Genomic DNA, 19,690 nt, shown 5'->3' on the forward strand with positions numbered 1-19,690 from the left:
GCAGGGAATGTCAGGCAGCCCCGTACCGGACTGCCGCGCGGGCCTTGGCCTTTGCCGCCTCCGTTTCGCGGTCCTTGGGCGGGGCCTGCGACACCAGTGCGTCAAGGAGGTGCTGGGTGACGTGCGCGATCTCGTGGACCGCGGCGTCAAAGGCCTCCTGGTTCGCCTTCGATGGCTTGGTACTGCCGCTGATCTTGCGTACATACTGCAGGGCAGCGGCGTGCACTTCCTCCGACGTGGCGTGCGGTTCGAAGTTGTGGAGGGTTCGGATATTCCGGCACATACAGCCATGCTAGGCTCTGGAACGCCTGGGATCGACCCTCCTCCCGCCGCCGCCGGCCGTGCCATGTGGAGGCCGCATGGGCAGGGGTGCCCATCGACACTGTTTCGAGGGCCACGGTAGGTTTTAGGCAATGGATCTTCCGGATGAGCCGGGAGGCCGCTGGGGATGCCGACTTGGTTCGGATCCATGACTCTATGAGGAGAAAAACTGATGGCTATTTGGGGTGCAGACGTTCAGCAGCTTCGTCAGCTGGGCAGCAAGCTTCAGTCGGGTGCCGCCGAGATCGAGAACCAGAAGTCGGCCCTTACCAATCTCCTGAACGGCACTGACTGGAAGGGCCCGGACGCGGAGAAGTTCCGCGACGAATGGAGCGGTACCCACACCACCATGCTGACCAAGGTGGCGGAAGCGCTCAAGGAAGCCGGCGGCAAGGCCAAGCGCAACGCCGAGGAGCAGGACCAGGCCTCGCGCTGATTCCTGCAGCTTCACGCACGCACCGCCAGCAGGCCCGGACGCACAGTCCGGGCCTGCTGCGGCTTAAGGCCTTTGGCTATGGGACAGGCTCGACGTCGTTGGCGTGTTCCAGCGGGGACGGGGCCTTTGCTGCGTGCGCGCCGTCCGCCACAGGCGCCGCTGCCGGGCCCCGAAGTTCATCAAGGCGGACCAGGATGACGCCGCCCACGATCAGCACTCCGCCAAGGAGTTGGATGGCCCCCGGAAGTTCGCCGAGCAGCAGCCATGCCCAGATCACGGCGAAGAGCACCTCGGTCAACGACACGAAGGACGCCACCTTGGAGCCCAGCGCGCGCGCCGCCATAATCCCGGATACGTAGGCCAGCACCGTGGCCAGGACCACCAGCCCCGCCAACGAAACCCACCACGGCGTAACCCAGGGACCCAGGGCGGTATCGGCGGTGCTGAAGGCCATAGGCGCCAGGCCGGTTGCTGCGGCAAGCCACATCACGGCCGCGCCCACCAGGAGCCCGCCGGATGCCAGCACGATGGGCGGCAGGGAGTCATTCTCCTTGGCGGTGATGAAGAAGTACATGGCCAGGCACACTGCGGCCGCGACACCCCAAAGGACACCCACCACATCGATCTTTACGGCACCGGTCAAGTCGAGGACCAGGACCAGGCCGGCGATGGACAGCAGCGTTCCACCGAAGGTCAGGGCCCGGGGCTGTTTCCGGCTGGCCGCCCACAGCCAGAGCACGATGATCACCGGCGCCAGGTACTCCAGGAGGAGTGCCACCCCCACGGAGAGCCTGGCCACGGCGTTGAAGTAGAACAGCTGGCAGGCTGCCACGCCCACCAACCCGAAAAGCAGAATGGTCAACCAGTTGTCCCGGAGCTGGTGCCAGCGGCCCTTCAGGGCAGGAATCGCGGGCACCGCGAGAATCAGGGCCGCGCCGGTGAGCCGGGCAGTTACGGCAGCCCCGGGCGTCCAGCCGGTCTCCAGCAACGCCTTGGCGAAGGATCCAGAGAGGCCGAAGACCGCGGAAGAGAAGAGGGCGATGCCGAGCCCGGAGGCAACGAAGCTGCGGCCTCCGGCGTGTGGCTGACTGCGCGGACGGCTGGTTGCAGCGGACATCATTGCCCTCCTGTCAGGAGTAAAGTGGGGTAATGGTCATGACAGTACGGGAACAGCCTGTAAGGAGTCAAGATGGTTTTTGCACCTGACACTGAGGTGGCGCTGCGGACCGTGGTGAACCTGATCAACTCCGCGGCGAACGGGGCCGAAGCCCTTGCCACCCCGGCGGACCTGGACCGCTTCCTGGCGGCGGAAGGCTTTACCGGTTCCCGGACCCGGGACGGCGCGGAGCTGGAAAGCGTGCGGCAACTGCGCGGGCAGCTGGCGGAACTGTGGACTGCGGATGAAGAATCGGCCGTCCGGACGGTGAACCGCCTGCTGCGTGAGGCACGGGCCCTGCCCCAACTGGTTAAGCACGACGAGTGGGACTGGCACCTGCATGCCACCACCCCCGAGGCCCCTCTGGTGGACAGGATGAGCACAGAGGCGGCGATGGCACTGGCGGACGTCATCCGCGGCAAGGAGATGGACCGGATGCGCACCTGCGAAGCCGAGGATTGCGACGCTGCGGTATTGGACCTTAGCCGGAACCGGTCTAAGCGGTACTGCGACACCGGCAACTGCGCCAACCGGGCGCACGTTGCCGCCTACCGGGCCCGGCAGGCAGCCTCCAGCTAGCGGTTGTCCCGGGGTTCCTGCCCGTCAGCCGGTGCAGCGGGGCCCTGGGTGCTGCCCGGGGCGCCGAAGCCATGGGAAGGCTTTCGTGCTGAACTGAGGTTTACTCCCGAACCCTTGCCCAGGTGCTCGGCATTCTCCTTGTGGCTCATTGAGAGCATGGCAGCCACCACAAGCGTGACAATGAAAGCGATGCCTGCGGCAGTGAAAGCCAGGTCGAAACGGGGGGCGCGTGCACTGCCGCCCGAGGCAAAGACCACCACGGCCAGGAAGGCCACCACTGCCCAGAACGCAGAGAACATCAGCGGGCCCTTCACCGAGGTCCGCAGCTTGCGCGGTTTTCCCTGATGCTGGTCTGCCACGGTGATTCCTCCCTGCAGGCGGCACGCAGGCCGGCCTGGTTTTCCAGTATTGCGGTGGTTTGCCCGGCAAAATTTCTACAAGAAGTAGAACCGCGCTTTCCTAGTTTACGGCTTTCCTGCAGCACTGCGGGCATCGTGCCGAAGCGTCAGCCCGGAAAGTACCCACAAAACGCCCGAAATAATCGCGCCTCCACCCACCACACCCAGCAGGGCGTGGGCGCCCAGGCTGATGAAGAAAGGCAGGACGGCTGCGGTGCCAAGGCCCACTACTCCGGACGCGATCCAATCGCGGGCCAGTACATGGCGCCCGCGCAGGGTCAGCCCGCACGCGAGTTCCAGGGCCCCCGCCACCCCCAGCCCCGCGGCTGCCACCACACCAAACACGAGGTCGCCGTGCAGCAGCACCAGGGAGAATCCGGCGCCTGCCAGCACGGCGCCTGCGGCGGAGAGCATTTTGCCCGGCGCCGCATCCCGCTGGAATCCTGTTGCCCCAACGCTCCTGAGCAGCAGCGCGCCCGTGGCCAGAAGATACAGCCCCCCGGCCCATCCCATGACCTCCACGGACGGGGCGGCCCAGAATATGGTCACCGCGCCGAACACCAGGGCTGCCACGGAACGGAGCAGGACCGGCTGCCACAGATCCGGCCGGGGGTTGGTTCCGGGAGCGGTGCCTGCGGGTGTCCTTGGTTGCGTCACCGGTCCAGTTTAGTAGCGGCAGGGACGCGGGTAGAACCTGGAACGGAATCGGGCCCTAGTCCGAGCCGAGCACCATCCACCGGTCGGAGCGGGCCCGGAGGCCCAGGGTAAGGGCACGGGCCGCCATATATCCAAGCGCAAAGGCCGCCCACAGCCAGCCCAGGCCAGCCGCGCCCGGCAGGCCCAGTACCGCCACCGCAACCAGCATGGGCAGGTAGGCTGCCAGGTTCGCCAGCCCAGCCAACGCAAGGTATCTCGCGTCGCCGGCACCGATCAGCACACCGTCCAGCACGAAGACATAGCCTGCAACCGGCTGGCCGGCAGCGACGACCCAGAGGGCAAGGGCCAGGACGGCCTGCACCTCGGGATCGGAGGTGAAGAGGCGCCCGGCAAAGGGCGCCGCAAGGGCTAGCAGCACCCCGGTCACCACACCGAATCCCAGTCCCCAGCGGACCATGGTTCCCGTCAGGAGACGCGCCTTGAGGGCGTTTGACGCGCCTAGTTCCTTGCCGATCAGGGCCTGGGCGGCAATGGCCAGGGCGTCCAGGGCGAAGGCCAGGAAAGAAAAGATGGTCATGGCCAGTTGGTGGGCGGCCAGGTTCACGGCGCCCTGCGCCGTGACAACCAGCACCGTGGCCAGGATGGCAACCCGGAGACTGAGCGTGCGCAGCATCAGCCACGATCCCACCCGGGTCATGCTTCGGATCCCCCGCCAGTTCGGCGCCAGCGGCACCCCGTGGCGGACGGCATTTTGCCGGACTATCACCAGATACACGGCAGCCATCGCCCACTGTGCCACGCTGGTTCCCACGGCCGAGCCCGTGACGGACCAGCCAAGCCCGTACACCAGCCACAGGTTCAGGACGATGTTCAGGCCGAATCCGGACGTGGCCACCAGCAGCGGCGTTCGAGTGTCCTGCATTCCGCGGAGCAGGCCGGTACCCGCAAAGATCAGGAGCATTGCCACCAGCCCTGGCATGGACCAGCGGAGATAGTCCACGGCGAAGGTGCGGACCTCCCCCTCGGCCCCCAGGAGGCCGATCAGCGGGTCCGCGGCCAGGAAGCCCGCCACGGCGAGGACCAGGCCCAGCAGCAGTGCCAGCCACACGCCGTCGCGCCCGGCCGCCAGGGCCTTTCCCCACTGGCCGTCACCCATTGCGCGGGCCACGGCAGGAGTCGTGGAATAGGCAAGGAAGACCATCAGGCCGACGGCGGTGTGCAGCACGGCGGATGCGAGCCCCACGCCAGCCAGCTGTGCCACGCCAAGGTGGCCCACGATGGCTGAATCCGCGAGCAGGAACAACGGTTCCGCCACCAGGGCACCGAAGGCAGGAACGGCCAGCCGAAGGATCTCGCGGCTCTGTCCCTTGTGCGGCACGGCAGTATCGGGGGCAGGTAAGCGGGGCACGCTGCCAGCCTAATCTGCCCGCCGGGGATGGCCAGCCGGACATGACAAGGGACACAATGTGACGCAAATAGTTGACTCTTCAAGTATTTGTCGGAAACACTGGAGCCATGAACCAGTCACGACTTACCACCACAGCCATCACCGCCCTCCGCATCATCCTCGGTTTCCTGTTTGCAGCCCACGGCTGGCAGAAGTTCAACGAATGGACGATCGCTGGCACGCAGGCTTCCTTCGCCAAAATGGGCGTGCCGGCCGCGGAAATTGCAGCACCCGCCATCGCCGTGCTCGAATTCGCCGGGGGCATCGCCCTGATCCTGGGAATCTTCACCCGCGTGATTGCGGCCCTCCTGGTCCTTGACATGCTTGGGGCACTGGTCCTGGTGCACGGCCCCGCCGGTGTCTTCGCGGCAAACGGCGGCTACGAGCTGGTGCTGCTCCTCGCCGCAGCAGCCTTCGCCCTGGCCCTGACCGGCGCGGGCCGGCTCTCTGTGGACCGCGCCCTCTTCGGGCGCAGCAATTCCAGGCTGGCCGTCCTGGCCTGACCATCCGCGTCCGGCCAGCGGGAAACGTCCGACGGCGGGTGGGGCACCCAGGTGCCCCACTCGCCGTCGCGCTTTATCACCACCGGTCCGCCACATCCCCGAGGTCGCGGGAAAGCTGCGGTTTCGCCATTCCGGAACGGCGACGTAGGCGCGTTCCGGCGATCGCGGTGCGGCACCGCCCGAACCGGCGGGTAACCGCCGGCGTCAGTATGATCGCACCATGACCGAGACCCATGCCGCCAACTCCGTGACCCTCCGCTTCCTGGCCGCGCCCATGGACGTGGGACACAGCGGCTCCGTGGATGCCGGAACCGTCCTGGAGTGGGTGGACAAGGCCGCCTACGCTGCGGCCGTGGGCTGGGCAAAGTCCTACTGTGTCACCGCCTATGTGGGTAACATCCATTTCGCCGACCCCGTGAACAGCGGGGATATGGTGGAAGTTGAAGCCACCATCGTCTACACGGGCCGGTCATCGATGCACATCCGCACCGTGGTTTCCTCCGGCGATCCCAAAGGTGGGCCGGCCACCATGCGCAGCCAGTGCATGGTGATCTTCGTGGCTGTGGGAGAGGACGGAAAACCCATCCCCGTGAAGCAGTTCGAGCCCGCCACCCTTGAAGAGATTGAAGAGCGGGATCACGCCGTTGCCCGGATCAAGGTGCGGGAACAAATCGTTGAAGCCATGAACGGCCAGGAATACACCGACGCCGGCACGGCCGAAAGGGTAACCCTGCGCTTCATGGCTGCCCCCACGGACGTCAACTGGGGCGGCAAGGTCCACGGCGGGATCGTCATGAAGTGGATCGACGAGGCCGCTTACGTGTGCGCCTCCCGCTACTGCGGCATGGATACCGTGGCAGTGTTTTCCGGTGGCGTCCGGTTCTACCGGCCACTGCTGATCGGCCACGTGGTGGAGGTGGAGGCACGCCTCGTGTACACGGGGACCAAAGGCATGCACATTGCAGTACATGTCCGCTCGGGCGATCCCAAGAGCCGCGAAATGAACCTCACCACCTACTGCCTGACGGTCATGGTGGCTCGTGACGCCCAGGGGAACTCCGTTCCGGTCCCCCCATGGGTGCCGGCCAGCGAGGAGGACAAGAGGCTGCACGCACACGCCCGCGAGCTGCTGGAAATCCGGGGCACCGCCCCGGGCAACCGCCTGCCCAACCACCTGCTGAAGCAGGGCTGAGCCGCCGGCGCACCGGCTGAGCGGGTGCTAGAAGCCGCCCCCGCCGGCGTCGGCCGCCATGTTGGCGAACCGGGAGTAGTGGCCCTGGAAGGCGACCACAATATCCTTCGTGGGGCCGTTACGGTGTTTGGCAACCAGGATGTCAGCTTCACCGGCGCGCGGTGATTCCTTGTCGTAGACATCCTCGCGGTGGAGCAGGATCACCATGTCCGCATCCTGCTCGATGGAGCCGGATTCGCGGAGGTCCGAGACCATGGGCCGCTTGTCCTGGCGTTGCTCGGATCCACGGTTCAGCTGCGACAGCGCGATGACCGGGACCTGCAGCTCCTTGGCCAGGAGCTTCAGCGCACGAGAGAACTCGGACACTTCCTGCTGGCGGGATTCAACCTTCTTGCCCGAGCTCATGAGCTGCAGGTAGTCGAGGATGACGAGCTTGAGGTCGTGCTGCTGCTTCAGGCGCCTGCACTTGGCGCGGATCTCCATCAGGGACATGTTGGGGCTGTCATCAATGAAGAGCGGGGCATCGTTCATCCTGCCCATGGTGGTGGCGATCTTGGACCACTGCTCGTCCTTGATGGTTCCCTTGCGCAGGTCCTGCAGACCGATGGTTGCCTCTGCGGAGAGGAGACGCATGGCGATTTCATTCCGGCCCATTTCCAGCGAAAACATCACGGTGGCCAGGTTGTTCTTGATGGCGGCGGAGCGCGCAAAATCAAGGGCAAACGTGGACTTACCCACGGCGGGGCGGGCGGCGATGACAATCATCTGGCCGGGGTGGAGGCCGTGCGTCAGCTCGTCCAGTTCGTAGAAGCCGGTGGGAACGCCGGTCATGCCTTCACCGCGGTGGCCGGATGCCTCGATCTCGTCCACGGTGGACTCCATGACGTCCTTGAGGACCACGTAGTCCTCCGCGGTGCGCCTTTCGGCGACGGCGTACACCTCGGCCTGGGCCTGGTTCACCAGGTCCTCCACCTCGCCGTCTGACCCGTAGCCCAGCTGGACGATCTTGGTGCCGGCGTTGACGAGGCGGCGCAGGACAGCCCGTTCAGCTACGATTTCGGCGTAATACCCGGCGTTGGCAGCCGTGGGGACGGTCTGGATCAGCTCGTGAAGGTACGCAGGCCCGCCGATCCTGTTGATCTCGGCGCGTTTGGTCAGTTCGTCCGAAACCGTCACTGCGTCCGCGGGCTCACCCCGGCCGTAGAGATCGATGATGGCTTCATAGATGGTCTCGTGGGCGGGGCGGTAGAAATCCTGCCCGCGGAGAATCTCAACAACATCCGCGATTGCATCCTTGGACAGCATCATGCCGCCCAGGACGGATTGCTCTGCCGGGATATCCTGCGGGGGCTTCCGGCTCGCGTCCGATCCGCGGGTTGTTTCGACCGGGTCCAGATGCGCGATTGACAAAGCTGCCGTCCTCCATGTGATCCGGGACCCGCCCGGGACTTAAACATCCTGCCGTGGCGTTGCCGGCAAGCCGTGCACCGCTACCTGTTCAGGTGTACCAGCGGGGTCTGACAACGGAGTGCGGCCAGCCGCCCGTGGCGGGAACAACGAGAGTTATCCCCATATCCACAGGTTTTCCACAACGGCCCTTTTTCTGGTTCCCGTCGATCCACCTGGCTGCTCTTTCGACAGCGAGCCGGGGTCTCCGAGGCCCTGAAGAACAGGCACTCCGCTACGCTAGCCCCCTTGGCTCCAGCCACCAAGCCAGCATGCCGGCTGGGCTGTGGATAACCTGTGCACTAAGTGGCATAGCTTGTGCACAGCCTGTGGGAAAGGCTGTGGAAACTAAAAAAGTTTGCTGCACCACGAGGCCTTGACCTGCGGAAACACTACTTCAAGCATGTGGAGTAAATATTTCTTTCCGGGAATTTCATCCACAGCCTGACGCGCCGGCTATGGGCAAAACCGTAGGCCCCTCTGTCCAGTGACCCAGTTCATGCAGGCCCCGACCCTGCCGCCAACATTCTCTTCCCGGATCCCTTTCTGCGGCAGGCGGGCCAATATGCGCACAGGTGAATATTGCTGTGGATAAAGGCGATCTGGCATAAGCTCTATGTATGGGCGAACTGCTGCTGGTACTGCTGCCGGCACTTGTTTTGGCGGCGCTCATCTGGGGGCTGGCCACGGCCCTCAGTCCGCGCGATTCGGGCGTGTCCGAAGCCGAAAAGCACCAGCGCGACCTTGCCGAGCGCTCGGCCCGGCACTACGCCGCGCAGGTCCAGGCTGCGACGGATGCGCGGGCGCGCCTTGAGGCCAAGACGCGGCCAAGCCAGAACGCCCAGGCGATGCAATCAGACCTCGCCAAGACCAGGAAGTACACAGAACGGCTTTGAAAATGGAATCGCTTGTGGTCCCCGTCCTCATCCTCCTGGCCGTGGCTGCCGCCGTCATCCTGGCTTCCCGCGCCTTCAGCAGGAGAAGGGCCGCCGCCGCGGCGGTGCCGCGGGAGCCCGCCGCCAACCCCGCCGATCTTGCCCGCGCAGCCGCCGCGAAACTGTCCGAGGAAGAACACCGGAGGCTCTACGCGCTGATCGCCCAAGGCCAGGCCATGGCGGCCATCAAGCTGTACTACGAGGTAACGGGCGACGGCCTGCGCGCATCCCGTGACGCCGTGGGCGCCCTGGCTGCCCACCCCCAGCCCTACCGCGGCCCGGAGGCGACGCCGGCAGAGGCCGACGACGATGAGGACGACGCTCCTCAGCGGTTCCCCTACCGCTACCGGGCAATCGCCAGCAAGGGCGACGTGACCCGCGAGGTCAGCAGCAACATGCTCAACGATGAGATCTACGGCAGGATCCGGACGTTGGCCCGCAGCGGAGACACGGAGGCGGCCGCCATCGCGCTGACCCGGCATTCTGATATTTCCATGAAGCAGGCACGGGAGTTCATCGCCCTGCTGGATGATTGACGCGCCTGGGTGCGGAAGCGCTGGGGTGAGTGGCGAGGCCCGGGCCTGCCTGGGCAAGCCGCGCTAGAAGTCGAACAGCTCGCCCAGCCAGCCTTCCTTCTTTTTGTGCCGCCGCCGGTCGTAATCCCGGTCATACCCCTGCTGGCCGTACTTGCGGTCATCGTGGCGGGGCTGCTCCCGGCGGGGTTCGAAATTGGGATAGAGCGGCGGAGGCGTGGGGCCCGGAGCGGGCGCCGCAGGCCTGGCCGGGCCTGGGGCGGCCGGCAGGTACTCGGCGGCCCGGTCCAGGATCTTGTCCAGCTCTCCGCGGTCTAGCCACACTCCCCGGCATTGCGGGCAGTAGTCGATTTCCACCCCACTGCGTTCGGTCATCATCAGTTCCACTGCATCCACGGGACATTTCATGTTCCGCACAACGAGCGGCGTAGCCGGAACGTTCGCCTGGTTCCGGTCAGGGTCAGCGTGCCCCCGAGATCCCCGCCAGCAGCTGCTCGAAGGGCAGCGACTCCATGGGCTCAGGCTTGCGGCCCGGCTGGGGTCCCTCAAGAAGCTGCACAAACTCCCCCGCCGCCCGGTCGATCCGCTGCGAAAGTGAAGTGCCGCCGTCGTCCGCGGTTCCCCAGTCCTGGGGACCGGCGAAGACGCCTGTGGGAGCCATCCTGGTGCGCAGGTAGCTGAACAGCGGACGCATGGCGTAGTCCAAAACCATCTGGTGGCGGTCAGTGCCGCCGGTGGCTCCGAGCAGGACAGCCTTCCCGTCCAGCGACTTGGGGTCGAGGACGTCGATGAAGGACTTGAACAGCCCGCTATAGGAGGCACTGAATACCGGTGAGACCGCGATGACTCCGTCTGAGGCTTCCAGGTTCGCGATCACCTCGGCCAGGCGGGGTGCGGCATAGCCCGTCACGAAGTTGTTTGCGATGTCCACGGCCACGTCACGGAGTTCTACGACGTCCACCTGGACATCGAAGCCCGCCTCGCGCAACTGCCGCACAGCGGACGCGGCCAGCTGGTCAGCCAGCAGTCGGCTCGACGACGGTACGCCGAGCCCGGCGGAAAGGACTGTGATGCGGCGGGTCTCCATGGCAATCTCCTGTTGCTCGTTCATCTTCATCATATATGCGTTTGCATCTATCCTGTGAACATGGGGAGCCGCCGGAGTATTCCCGCATCGACTTACAGCAGCACCGACCCCCGAATGCACGTGGCGGAAGCGCCGCCCACCCAGATTTCGCCGTCATCAGCCTGGACGTGGATGCGTCCTGCCCGGCCAAGTACGGTCCCTTGGGCTGCGACGTACTCGTTCGGCGCCCTGTTGCTGCCGATCAACCACTGGGCAACTCCGGCGTTGAAACTCCCGGTCACCGGGTCCTCAAGCATCGCATCGCCCGGAATGAAGGTGCGGATTTCAAAGTCGGCGCCGGCACCAGCGGGGTGCGGTCCCACAACTCCCACCTTCAGGTTGCCCATGGCGGCGTAATCCGGCTGCACGGCGAGGACGTCCGCGGCGGATTCCAGGAGCACGCCTACCCACTCGGGCCCGTTGACCAGCCAGGAGGCGTCCAGGAACGCGGAGACCGGCAGGCGCAGGCCGGCCGCCAGCCGGTTACGAACATCGTCCTCGACGGGCTCGAAGCGCGTCAGGGCCGGGGCAGCGAATGCCAGCCTGCCGTCGTCGCGCCGAACCCGGACCAGGCCGGCGCCGCACTCCTGCACCACGAAACGCTCCGACTGCGGCACACCGCCGGCCTCAAGCCAGGTATGGGCTGATCCCAGCGTGGGATGCCCGGCGAAGGGAAACTCCTCATTGCCGGTGAAAATCCGGACCCTGTAGTCGGCCCGGGAATCAGTTGGCGGCAGCAGGAACGTGGTTTCAGACAGGTTTGTCCAGTTGGCGAAGCCCTGCATTTCCTCGGCGCTGAGATCCGCAGCGTCGAGGACGACGGCCAGCGGGTTGCCCCGGTATGGCTCACTGGAGAATACATCGACCTGATGGAAGGGGCGGTTGCGCAAGGGTGAAGTCACCGCTGCAGGCTATCACCGGCGGAGGAACCCACTGGCAGAGGTACTGGCGTTCCCCCCGCCCCCTAGGAGTGCGGCTGGGACAGCGTCATTACGGCCAGCGGGAAAGCAAGGATTGCGGAGCAGAAGCCCAGATTGATCCATTTGTACTTCACCAGAATGGCAATAAACTCGCGGAGGAACGCACTGGGCATGAAATAGCCTGCGGTCCTGGCGCCGGTGACGTGCGCACGCATCCCGGCCCGGCGCGTGAACATGGCCGCCCGGAACACGTGGTAGCTGCTGGTGACAACGGTGACTGGCCGGTCCGGCCGGTCCATCAGGTTCCGGGAGAAAACCAGGTTCTCGAGGGTGGTGGTGGCTTTATCTTCAATCAGAATGCTGGCGGCGGGAATGCCCTGCTCCTGGAGGTACCGGGCCATTGCCGCCCCTTCAGTGGTCAGCTCGTCGGCACCCCGGCCACCGCTGGGAATGAGGGCCCTGATGGTCCCGCCGTGCTTTCCCCGGTACAGGCTTACCGCAGCATCGAGCCGGGCCGCCAGCAGCGGCGGGACGGCGTTTCCAGCAAGTCCGGAGCCTAAGACCACCACATACTCCGGCCGGCGCCTGGGCGGCAGGCTTGAGTAGATCAGGGAGTACGCGAGGTAACTGGCGAAGACGAAACCAAAGTAGCCAACCAGGACGGCCATGGTGCCCGTGAGGACGCCTAGGTTGGGAGCGGCCGAGTGCAGGAGTGCCAGGCTGAGCGGCCCTGCCACCATGGCCAGTCCCGCCAGGAGCGAAAGCATGTTGGCCAGGCTGCGCCCTTCACGCCGGAGCATCACAATGCCGTTGAGGATCAGGAAGACCGCCAGGACCGGAACGGACAGGATGAACAGAACCACCAGGGCCAGTGTCATGAACACCGGGGCAGAGTCGCTTCCAGCCACTCCAAGCAGGCCGAGCCAGCCGAATCCCAGGGCCAGGAGGAGGAGAACGCCGTTGCGGAGGCGTCTTCGGTCCGACGCAAAGCTGATCGCCGCGGCCACCAGGAGGATGCTGCTGAGGGCAAGGTATGGCAAAGCAAAATCCCTTCGCAGAATGTGGACTGGCCTGCGCACAACGGCGAACCAAAAAGGGCCTCCGCTGCCGGAATCCGGCGGCGGAGGCCCTTTTTATGCAGTCAGATACTACTTGCCAGCTACTACGTCGAGTTCGATCACAGCAGCAACGTCCTCGTGCAGACGGACGTTGGCCTGGTAGGAACCAACCGACTTGATGTGGACAGGCAGTTCAACCTTGCGCTTGTCGATGCGGCCAAGGCCAGCGGCCTCAACAGCGTCAGCGACGTCGCCCTGCTTGACGGTGCCGAACAGGCGTCCGGTTTCGCCAGCCTTGACAACGAGCTTGACCGGCTTGGACTGCAGTGCAGCAGCCTGCTTCTGAGCATCTTCCAGGGAAGCGTGCTCGCGGGCAGCGCGGGCAGCCTTGATGGACTCAACCTGCTTCTCGCCGCCCTTCGACCAGGTCAGGGCAAAGTTGCGGGGCAGCAGGTAGTTACGTGCGTAACCGTCCTTGACCTCGACAACGTCGCCAGCAGCACCGAGACCGGTTACTTCGTGGGTCAGAATGAGCTTTGCCATTTTAGTTAATCCCTTCCTTAGCCGCGGCCAGCGCCGGAGTAAGGCAGCAGAGCAACTTCGCGGGCGTTCTTGATTGCCTGGGCGATCTTGCGCTGTTCCTGCACCGTGACGCCGGTGACGCGACGGGCGCGGATCTTTCCGCGGTCGGAGATGAACTTGCGCAGCAATGCTACGTCCTTGTAGTCGATGACAGTGATGTCAGCGGCCTTCAAGGGGTTGGACTTTGGTTTGGGCTTACGGAGTTCAGCCTTAGCCATCGTGGAGCTCCTATTCTAGGGAGCCCGTGGATGTTGATCCACGGGATGGTGGTGGTCCGACGGCGGCAGTCACCATGGTGCCTGGAGGCACTTCCGGCGGTCCCGGCCTCGGGCCTTAATGGGGTGTTTTAGAAGGGAGGTTCGGAATCGGGGCCGTTGCCCCAGCCACCTGCATTGGAGACACCGGGCGTCGCCCAGGGGTCGTCCTGTGCAGCCTGCTGGTTGCCGCCGCCCCAGCCTCCACCGGAGTTGCCGCCCTGGTTTCCACCAGGGTTGCCGCCTCCGAAGCCACCGCCGCTGTTGCCTCCGCCGAAGCCGCCCTGCCCGCCGGCGCCGGAGCGCTGGGTGCGGTTGACCTTGGCGTTGGCGTAGCGCAGGCTGGGGCCGATTTCGTCGACCTCAAGCTCGATAACAGTGCGCTTTTCGCCTTCTTTGGTTTCGTAGGAACGGCTCTTCAGGCGGCCGGTAACAATCACGCGCATGCCCTTGGTGAGGGACTCGGCGACGTTCTCGGCTGCTTCACGCCAGACAGCGGCGCGGAGGAACAGGGTTTCCCCGTCCTTCCACTCGTTGGACTGGCGGTCAAAGGTACGGGGGGAGGAAGCGATGGTGAAGTTCGCTACTGCTGAACCGGACGGTGTGAACCGCAATTCCGGGTCATTGGTGAGATTACCGATGACCGTAATGGTGGTTTCGCCTGCCATCTACTGCCTCCTTGTTCGGACCTGGGTGAAGAGTGCGTTTCCTGCGGGGTAAAGAATGAAAATCGGTGCTGAAATTACTCAGCAACAACCTTCTGCTCTTCGGGGCGGGTGATCTTGGTGCGCATGATGGTCTCGTTAAGAGACAGCTGGCGGTCAAGTTCCTTGGCGGTTTCCGGCTTGGCGGTGAAGTTCACCACGGCGTAGATACCTTCGGACTTCTTCTTGATCTCGTAAGCCAGACGACGACGGCCCCAGATGTCAACCTTTTCGATGGTTCCACCATCGTTGGTGATGACGTTCAGGAACTTCTGAAGCGACGGCTCAACGGTACGCTCTTCGACCTCGGGGTCGATGATTACCATCAATTCGTAAGGACGCATATGTGAACCCACCTCCTTTGGGCTAAGCGGTTACGGCATTTCCGTAACAGGAGGTTCATTTGCGATTCCGGCAATGCCCCGCCACCGGAACGGAGGCAGGACGCAGCACAGACTTCAATATCTTAGTGCATCTGGACCGGATAGGCGATTCACGCTTGACTCAAGGCTATCCGCCGTGGCAACCGGGAGGCAGCACCGGAGCCTGTATGTGGAAAACCCCAGTACCGGGACATCTTCACCTGAACCTTGTCTCCGTCCACGGATACCGGGCCCCGCGCGTAGGAATCGACATTCGGTCTTGGTTTCCCAGTCCGGGTTGGCCTTGCTGAAGTCGCTGTGAATCCAGGGAAAAGGCCGCGGGTGCCAGTCACATGGCGGGCAGGTGTGGATAACCCCTGCGGCAGCACAGCTGCCACCACCACCCGCGCATCCGCCAACGCCCCGCACGCGCTGAAAGGACACGTGGTCCTTAAAGAAGGAACCGCCCGCCCGGAGCCATGTTCTGGCTCCCGGGCAGGGCGGATTCCTGTGAAGCAGATCTGGTGGGTTACGACGCCGTGCCGGCCTTCACCACGACCTCCGGGCTTTCCCCGTGGTGCAGTTCGCCGGAGCCGGGGCGCGTGCCGAACTTGCGGTAGCGCCATACCCCGATGCCGACGACGACGGCGGCCAGTGCCACGGAGAGCAGCAGCGACTCGCGGGTGGATTCAAGGATGACCATGCCGATGAGCAGTGCCACGATGCTGACGATCGCGAGCCAGGTCAGGTAGGGGAAGAACCACATCTTCAACTCGAGGTCCTTGCCCGCCGCCCCCATGCGCTTGCGGAGGATCAGCTGCGAGGACGCGATGACCAGCCACACGAACAGGGCGATGGCGCCGGAGGTGTTCACCAGGAAGAGGAACACGGTGTCCGGTGCGATGTAGTTCAGGCCCACTGTGACAAAGCCCACCACCGTGGATGCCAGCACAGCAGCAACGGGAACACCGCGCTTGGAGATCCTGGTCCAGGCGGATGGGGCGTCCCCCCGCTTGGAGAGCGAGAACAGCATCCTGCTGGCGGTGTAGAGGCCGGAGTTCAGGCAGGACAGGACGGACGTCAGCACGACCACATCCATGATGGTGCCGGCGCCGGGGATCCCGAAAAGCTCAATGACCGCAACGTAGGGGCTTTTGGCGACGCTGGCGTCATTCCAGGGCAGGAGGGTGACGACAATGGCGATGGAGCCGATGTAGAACACCAGGATCCGCCAGACAGTGGACTTCACGGCCTTCTTGACGGCGTCCACCGGGTTTTCCGACTCACCTGCAGCGATGGTGGCGATTTCCGCGCCGAAAAAGGAGAACACAACCACCAGGATGCCGGCCAGGACCGCGCCGGGGCCGTTGGGCAGGAAGCCCCCGTTCTCCACCAGGTTGGAGAGGCCCGGGGCCGGGACGCCCGGGACCAGGCCGAGGATGGCGGCGGCGCCAAACAGCAGGAAGAGCACGATTGCCGCAACCTTGATGGAGGCAAACCAGAACTCGAACTCACCGTAGGACTTCACCGAACCGAGGTTGGTCAGAGTCAGCAGGACCATGAGGATCAGCGCCCAGACCCATTGGTCGATGCCGGGCACCCAGCGGTGCATGATGGCCGCCCCGGCCGTTGCTTCGATGCCCAGCACAATGATCCAGAACCAGGCGTAGAGCCAGCCGATGCTGAATCCTGCCCACCGGCCGAGGGCCTTGTCCGCATAGGTTGAAAACGAACCGGTCTCCGGGTTGGCCGCAGCCATCTCCCCGAGCATGCGCATCACCAGGATCACCACGATGCCTGCCGCCATGTAGGCCAGCAGGATGCCCGGCCCGGCCTGCTGGATGGCAGCCCCGGAGCCCACGAAGAGACCGGCGCCGATGACGCCTGCGATCGCGATCATGGACAGGTGCCGCGGCTTGAGCGACTTGGCTAATTGTTGGTCAGCGGGCATAGGTGCGCCGTCCTTCGTTCTTCAGCGGATATTACGAAACCTGCGGGAAGCCAGCGGGCCCCCGCGGCAGGGCCATGCATTGTACGGATCCGTGGGGTGGATCACACGTGCATCCCACCCTAAGGGCGGGAGGGAAGCAGGAGTTATGTGCACCAGCACAGGAGGCAATGGCCGAAAACAGATCTTGTCACAGATGCGGACCACGACAGGAATCAAGTGGTTCGCCACAGGCAACGTTGAAATCTTGACGAAATGCAGGTGCCAATCTTGATCCAATCCAGTGTCTAAGTTGTGGTTCCCTTCAGAGGCGGGGCGTTATATTCACTTCTACGGCTGGGAACCGTGCTGGAGGCGACCAGCCGAAGGCGCTGCATTACCGGAAACTAAAGCAAGAAAAGTGGTCTCCTTCTGCGATGGATGGGGACCATATGTCGTTAATCGGGCGGAACAAGGAGCTGGACCGGGTCCTTTCAGTGATCCGGGGACCCAAAGACGGCTCCTTGGCAGTAGTGGGCCGGCGGGGTGTGGGCAAATCAGCCCTGCTGGCGGAAATTCCCCGGCTCTCCGATTACCGGACCATTTTCCTGCAGGCCAGCGCAGCCGAGTCTGACTGGCCGCTGTCCGGACTCACGGCCCTCCTGAACGGCATGGACGATCCCGTGCTGAACCGGATAGCGGACGAAGTGCTCCACGATACCGCCGGCACGATGGACGTCCCCACCGTGTCATCCCTGCTCCTCAACGGACTCCATCAGCGCTCATCATCACGGACGGTCATCGTCATCGACGACGCCGACCAGCTGGACCCGAGCAGCCAGGCCGTCATCGGCTTCCTGGCCCGCCGCCTGGCAGGCACCGAGATCGCACTATTCATCAGTGTCCGCGACACTGCACCGGACCATGGTGCCTTCGCCGGCCTGCCCGCCCTGCATTTGGGACCCATGGGTTACAGCGACACGGTAAGGATGCTCGAGGCCATCCCCGCACGCCAAACAACGACGGCGGCTGCCCACGCGGTTGCCGCAGCAACCCAGGGGAACCCGCTTGCCGCCGTCGAACTTTACCTCCGGCTGCTGGAACGGCAGGCGGAGGGAAAGTACGCCCTCCCTGTTCCCCTGCCCTGCAAGGGCAGCTTTGAGGCGGAGTTCGCCTCAGTGATCGGAGGGCTGACCCCCGCCGCCCGTACAGTCCTTGACCTGCTGTCGCTGTCCTACCGCAGCGACATTGCCACCTTGGAAAAGGTCACCAGTGACATTTGGGCCGGAGTGGACGAGCTGCTGGCGTGCGGCATGGTGAGCCGCACCGGCCCCCACCTCAGGATCCGCGACCAGCTCCTCAGGGGCTACGTCTTTGCTGCCATGACTCCAGCGGTCCGCACCGCCAGCCACCGCGCCATGGCTGCAGCGGCGGAAGCGACTGACCCCTATGCCCGCCGCTGGCACCTCAGCTTCACGGCGCTGGAACGGCAGACACCTTTCGGGTTGCTCCGGCATGCGGTGGACCTGATCCGTGGCGGGGAAGTGGCCTTCGCTATTGAGTACATCGAGCGTGCCCTCACCATCAATCCCTGGGAAGCGGAAACGGCCGCCCGGCTTTCCAATGTTGCGAAGATGCTGTTCAACCGCGGGGAGTTTGTGTACGCCAGGCGCTACCTGGACTGGGCCCAGCGGGTGACCCGGAATCCCGCCCTGATCCTGCGGCTGACCGGCCTCTCCTTCGAGATCCAGTTCATCCAGGGGGCCGCCGTCCGTTCAAGCATGGTCCTGCGCCTTGCCAAGGAATTCGGCGGGCACGACCCCGCTTATACGGCGAACCTGTTGGCCGTCGCCGCCCTGTACTACGCGGAACGCTGGGAGCTCAAGGACGCCGCCGCAGTGCTTCGGCATGGCGAAGAGTTCAAGGACTCCGCATCGGCCGAATGCCTTGCCATCACCGACTGCGCCCGGTTGCTGACCGAAACCATCAGCGGCAACACCGCACGGCTCAGTCGCCAGCATGTGCACGGCGGCGGCGCCAAGGTGGCAAGCCTGCTGGCGCAGGGGCGCGCCCTGAGCTACGCCGAGCACTACGACCATGCGGCCGAGGCCTTCGCCATGGTGCGGACTTTTGCGGACGACAGCCACATCAACTGGCGGGAAACCGCGGCCTTCCTCGCAGTGGACAACGAAATCCGCGCCGGGAACGTCCGTACCGCGGTCCGGCTCATTGACGAGCTTGAGCTCCACGAACCCGAGATCAAGTACCACCGCGGGCTGCGGTACATCTTCCGTGTGTGGCGGGCCCACGCGATGGGGGATGAGGCGCTGGCCCAGGTCCACCTGGCCGAAGCCCAGCGTCACTCGAGCGCGGACAGCCATCCCGCGGTCACCGCCCGGCTCGCCGCCTGCCAGGGCCACTTTGCGCTGCTGCGGGGTGACCTCGCGGAGTCCTTGGCGCAGCTCACCCGTGCCGTGGAAATCGGGATGGAATTTGGAAACCCCGCGCTGCTGCGCTGCGAGGCGGACCTCGTGGAAGTCCTGGTCCGGCTTGGCCGGCACCGTGAGGCCACCCAGGCACTGGTGCGGCTGGAGAGCCGGGCTGTAGGCCTGCGCTCCCCCTGGCTGATGACTGCCGTTGCCCGCAGCCGGGCCATGCTTGCTGACGGAGAGCAGTCGCTGCAGCTGTTCAGCCAGGCGCTGGAAAACCGGAACGCCCACGATTCACTGCTTGAAAGGGCCCGGACCCTGCTGTGCTACGCCGAGCGCCTCCATGCCTTTGGCCGGTTGCGGGACGCCCGTGACGCCCTGCTGCGGGCCAAAGTGATGTTCGATGAAGCGGGTGCCGACGCGTGGACCCAGCATGTGGATTCACTCCTGCTCGACGAAAGGGTGGAGCCGGCCCGGCCCCAAGGGAACCCTGCCATGCTCATGCTGGCGGACCATGAACGCGCACTGGCAAAAATGGTGGCCCGGGGCATGCGCAACAAGGAAATTGCCGCCACCCTTTACGTGTCAGTACGGACCGTCGAAGTACGCCTCACCGCCATCTACCGGAAGCTTGGCGTGGAGTCCCGCGCCCAGCTCACAGCCCTGGCAGCAGGCAAGGAACCGGCGCCGGCGGAGGCCTACGTCCTGCCTGCAATCTAGGCTCT

22 protein-coding genes are annotated in these 19,690 nt (G+C 64.8%); 7 read left to right on the forward strand and 15 right to left on the reverse strand.

Features of this window, described 5'->3' with window-relative positions; translation table 11 throughout:
• Positions 1-10: 10 nt before the first annotated feature.
• A complete protein-coding gene (locus tag ASPHE3_RS19350; protein WP_013602882.1) occupies positions 11-283 on the reverse strand; it encodes a DUF2277 domain-containing protein in 273 nt (90 codons plus the stop codon).
• Between the two features lie 210 nt (positions 284-493).
• On the opposite strand from ASPHE3_RS19350, the gene ASPHE3_RS19355 reads away from it, so the two are divergent.
• A complete protein-coding gene (locus ASPHE3_RS19355; protein ID WP_013602883.1) occupies positions 494-757 on the forward strand; it encodes a WXG100 family type VII secretion target in 264 nt (87 codons plus the stop codon).
• Between the two features lie 76 nt (positions 758-833).
• Here ASPHE3_RS19355 and ASPHE3_RS19360 read toward each other — a convergent pair whose 3' ends face one another.
• Entirely contained in the window at positions 834-1,874 is a 1,041-nt protein-coding gene (locus ASPHE3_RS19360; RefSeq protein ID WP_013602884.1) for an EamA family transporter, read from the reverse strand.
• A 72-nt stretch (positions 1,875-1,946) separates the two neighbouring features.
• On the opposite strand from ASPHE3_RS19360, the gene ASPHE3_RS19365 reads away from it, so the two are divergent.
• Positions 1,947-2,492: a CGNR zinc finger domain-containing protein gene (locus ASPHE3_RS19365; RefSeq protein WP_013602885.1), complete on the forward strand. Its 546-nt coding sequence runs from the start codon at positions 1,947-1,949 to the stop codon at positions 2,490-2,492.
• On the opposite strand, the gene ASPHE3_RS19370 is transcribed toward ASPHE3_RS19365, so the two are convergent.
• From ASPHE3_RS19370 to ASPHE3_RS19380, 3 genes are all read right to left on the reverse strand, one after another.
• A complete protein-coding gene (locus ASPHE3_RS19370; protein ID WP_013602886.1) occupies positions 2,489-2,851 on the reverse strand; it encodes a hypothetical protein in 363 nt (120 codons plus the stop codon). The genes ASPHE3_RS19365 and ASPHE3_RS19370 overlap by 4 nt on opposite strands.
• 105 nt (positions 2,852-2,956) lie before the next feature.
• Entirely contained in the window at positions 2,957-3,547 is a 591-nt protein-coding gene (locus tag ASPHE3_RS19375; RefSeq protein WP_013602887.1) for a hypothetical protein, read from the reverse strand.
• A 55-nt stretch (positions 3,548-3,602) separates the two neighbouring features.
• The gene (locus ASPHE3_RS19380) at positions 3,603-4,955 is read right to left on the reverse strand and encodes an MATE family efflux transporter (RefSeq protein ID WP_254362949.1); all 1,353 of its coding nucleotides are present in this window, start codon (positions 4,953-4,955) and stop codon (positions 3,603-3,605) included.
• A 107-nt stretch (positions 4,956-5,062) separates the two neighbouring features.
• Here ASPHE3_RS19380 and ASPHE3_RS19385 point away from each other — a divergent pair, with 107 nt between their 5' ends.
• Both ASPHE3_RS19385 and ASPHE3_RS19390 read left to right on the forward strand, forming a co-directional pair.
• Positions 5,063-5,497, forward strand: coding sequence for a DoxX family protein (locus ASPHE3_RS19385; RefSeq protein WP_013602889.1), 435 nt, complete (start codon positions 5,063-5,065; stop codon positions 5,495-5,497).
• A gap of 220 nt (positions 5,498-5,717) precedes the next feature.
• Positions 5,718-6,689 carry an acyl-CoA thioesterase gene (locus ASPHE3_RS19390; RefSeq protein ID WP_013602890.1) on the forward strand — a complete coding sequence of 324 codons (972 nt, stop codon included), beginning with the start codon at positions 5,718-5,720 and terminating at the stop codon, positions 6,687-6,689.
• A 27-nt stretch (positions 6,690-6,716) separates the two neighbouring features.
• Here the strand turns inward: ASPHE3_RS19390 and dnaB are convergent, their stop codons facing one another.
• The gene (gene dnaB, locus ASPHE3_RS19395) at positions 6,717-8,099 is read right to left on the reverse strand and encodes a replicative DNA helicase (protein ID WP_013602891.1); all 1,383 of its coding nucleotides are present in this window, start codon (positions 8,097-8,099) and stop codon (positions 6,717-6,719) included.
• Positions 8,100-8,755: 656 nt separating this feature from the next.
• Here dnaB and ASPHE3_RS19400 point away from each other — a divergent pair.
• Positions 8,756-9,031, forward strand: coding sequence for a hypothetical protein (locus ASPHE3_RS19400; protein WP_013602892.1), 276 nt, complete (start codon positions 8,756-8,758; stop codon positions 9,029-9,031).
• A 2-nt stretch (positions 9,032-9,033) separates the two neighbouring features.
• Positions 9,034-9,606 (forward strand): hypothetical protein, encoded by a 573-nt coding sequence (locus tag ASPHE3_RS19405; protein WP_013602893.1) that lies wholly within the window; start codon positions 9,034-9,036, stop codon positions 9,604-9,606.
• A 63-nt stretch (positions 9,607-9,669) separates the two neighbouring features.
• On the opposite strand, the gene ASPHE3_RS19410 is transcribed toward ASPHE3_RS19405, so the two are convergent.
• The 9 genes from ASPHE3_RS19410 to ASPHE3_RS19450 all read right to left on the reverse strand — a co-directional run bounded on the left by ASPHE3_RS19410 (position 9,670) and on the right by ASPHE3_RS19450 (position 16,560).
• The gene (locus ASPHE3_RS19410; protein WP_013602894.1) at positions 9,670-9,999 is read right to left on the reverse strand and encodes a TFIIB-type zinc ribbon-containing protein; all 330 of its coding nucleotides are present in this window, start codon (positions 9,997-9,999) and stop codon (positions 9,670-9,672) included.
• A gap of 64 nt (positions 10,000-10,063) precedes the next feature.
• Positions 10,064-10,690 (reverse strand): FMN reductase, encoded by a 627-nt coding sequence (locus ASPHE3_RS19415; RefSeq protein ID WP_041653387.1) that lies wholly within the window; start codon positions 10,688-10,690, stop codon positions 10,064-10,066.
• A gap of 92 nt (positions 10,691-10,782) precedes the next feature.
• Positions 10,783-11,631, reverse strand: a complete 849-nt coding sequence (locus ASPHE3_RS19420; protein ID WP_041652399.1) for a PhzF family phenazine biosynthesis protein — start codon at positions 11,629-11,631, stop codon at positions 10,783-10,785.
• Positions 11,632-11,693: 62 nt separating this feature from the next.
• Positions 11,694-12,689 carry a YdcF family protein gene (locus tag ASPHE3_RS19425; RefSeq protein ID WP_013602897.1) on the reverse strand — a complete coding sequence of 332 codons (996 nt, stop codon included), beginning with the start codon at positions 12,687-12,689 and terminating at the stop codon, positions 11,694-11,696.
• A 108-nt stretch (positions 12,690-12,797) separates the two neighbouring features.
• Positions 12,798-13,250 carry a 50S ribosomal protein L9 gene (gene rplI, locus ASPHE3_RS19430; protein ID WP_013602898.1) on the reverse strand — a complete coding sequence of 151 codons (453 nt, stop codon included), beginning with the start codon at positions 13,248-13,250 and terminating at the stop codon, positions 12,798-12,800.
• 17 nt (positions 13,251-13,267) lie between these two features.
• The gene (rpsR, locus tag ASPHE3_RS19435; protein ID WP_003800144.1) at positions 13,268-13,507 is read right to left on the reverse strand and encodes a 30S ribosomal protein S18; all 240 of its coding nucleotides are present in this window, start codon (positions 13,505-13,507) and stop codon (positions 13,268-13,270) included.
• Positions 13,508-13,635: 128 nt separating this feature from the next.
• Positions 13,636-14,211, reverse strand: a complete 576-nt coding sequence (locus ASPHE3_RS19440; protein WP_013602899.1) for a single-stranded DNA-binding protein — start codon at positions 14,209-14,211, stop codon at positions 13,636-13,638.
• A gap of 74 nt (positions 14,212-14,285) precedes the next feature.
• Positions 14,286-14,591 (reverse strand): 30S ribosomal protein S6, encoded by a 306-nt coding sequence (gene rpsF, locus ASPHE3_RS19445; protein WP_013602900.1) that lies wholly within the window; start codon positions 14,589-14,591, stop codon positions 14,286-14,288.
• A 547-nt stretch (positions 14,592-15,138) separates the two neighbouring features.
• Positions 15,139-16,560, reverse strand: a complete 1,422-nt coding sequence (locus tag ASPHE3_RS19450; protein WP_013602901.1) for an amino acid permease — start codon at positions 16,558-16,560, stop codon at positions 15,139-15,141.
• A gap of 428 nt (positions 16,561-16,988) precedes the next feature.
• Between ASPHE3_RS19450 and ASPHE3_RS19455 the strand changes: the two genes are divergently transcribed.
• Entirely contained in the window at positions 16,989-19,685 is a 2,697-nt protein-coding gene (locus tag ASPHE3_RS19455) for a LuxR family transcriptional regulator (protein WP_013602902.1), read from the forward strand.
• The last annotated feature ends 5 nt before the right edge of the window (positions 19,686-19,690 follow it).

The sequence above is a fragment of the Pseudarthrobacter phenanthrenivorans Sphe3 genome (assembly GCF_000189535.1).
Classification (GTDB): domain Bacteria; phylum Actinomycetota; class Actinomycetes; order Actinomycetales; family Micrococcaceae; genus Arthrobacter; species Arthrobacter phenanthrenivorans.

Excerpts from the sequence above, each read along its gene's own strand:
- ASPHE3_RS19350 (WP_013602882.1), bottom strand. The coding sequence starts at position 283 with ATGTGCCGGAATATCCGAACCCTCCACAACTTCGAACCGCACGCCACG.
- ASPHE3_RS19355 (WP_013602883.1), top strand. The coding sequence starts at position 494 with ATGGCTATTTGGGGTGCAGACGTTCAGCAGCTTCGTCAGCTGGGCAGC.
- ASPHE3_RS19360 (WP_013602884.1), bottom strand. The coding sequence starts at position 1,874 with ATGTCCGCTGCAACCAGCCGTCCGCGCAGTCAGCCACACGCCGGAGGC.
- ASPHE3_RS19365 (WP_013602885.1), top strand. The coding sequence starts at position 1,947 with ATGGTTTTTGCACCTGACACTGAGGTGGCGCTGCGGACCGTGGTGAAC.
- ASPHE3_RS19385 (WP_013602889.1), top strand. The coding sequence starts at position 5,063 with ATGAACCAGTCACGACTTACCACCACAGCCATCACCGCCCTCCGCATC.
- ASPHE3_RS19390 (WP_013602890.1), top strand. The coding sequence starts at position 5,718 with ATGACCGAGACCCATGCCGCCAACTCCGTGACCCTCCGCTTCCTGGCC.
- ASPHE3_RS19400 (WP_013602892.1), top strand. The coding sequence starts at position 8,756 with ATGGGCGAACTGCTGCTGGTACTGCTGCCGGCACTTGTTTTGGCGGCG.
- ASPHE3_RS19405 (WP_013602893.1), top strand. The coding sequence starts at position 9,034 with ATGGAATCGCTTGTGGTCCCCGTCCTCATCCTCCTGGCCGTGGCTGCC.
- ASPHE3_RS19415 (WP_041653387.1), bottom strand. The coding sequence starts at position 10,690 with ATGGAGACCCGCCGCATCACAGTCCTTTCCGCCGGGCTCGGCGTACCG.
- rplI (WP_013602898.1), bottom strand. The coding sequence starts at position 13,250 with ATGGCAAAGCTCATTCTGACCCACGAAGTAACCGGTCTCGGTGCTGCT.
- rpsR (WP_003800144.1), bottom strand. The coding sequence starts at position 13,507 with ATGGCTAAGGCTGAACTCCGTAAGCCCAAACCAAAGTCCAACCCCTTG.
- ASPHE3_RS19440 (WP_013602899.1), bottom strand. The coding sequence starts at position 14,211 with ATGGCAGGCGAAACCACCATTACGGTCATCGGTAATCTCACCAATGAC.
- rpsF (WP_013602900.1), bottom strand. The coding sequence starts at position 14,591 with ATGCGTCCTTACGAATTGATGGTAATCATCGACCCCGAGGTCGAAGAG.
- ASPHE3_RS19450 (WP_013602901.1), bottom strand. The coding sequence starts at position 16,560 with ATGCCCGCTGACCAACAATTAGCCAAGTCGCTCAAGCCGCGGCACCTG.
- ASPHE3_RS19455 (WP_013602902.1), top strand. The coding sequence starts at position 16,989 with ATGTCGTTAATCGGGCGGAACAAGGAGCTGGACCGGGTCCTTTCAGTG.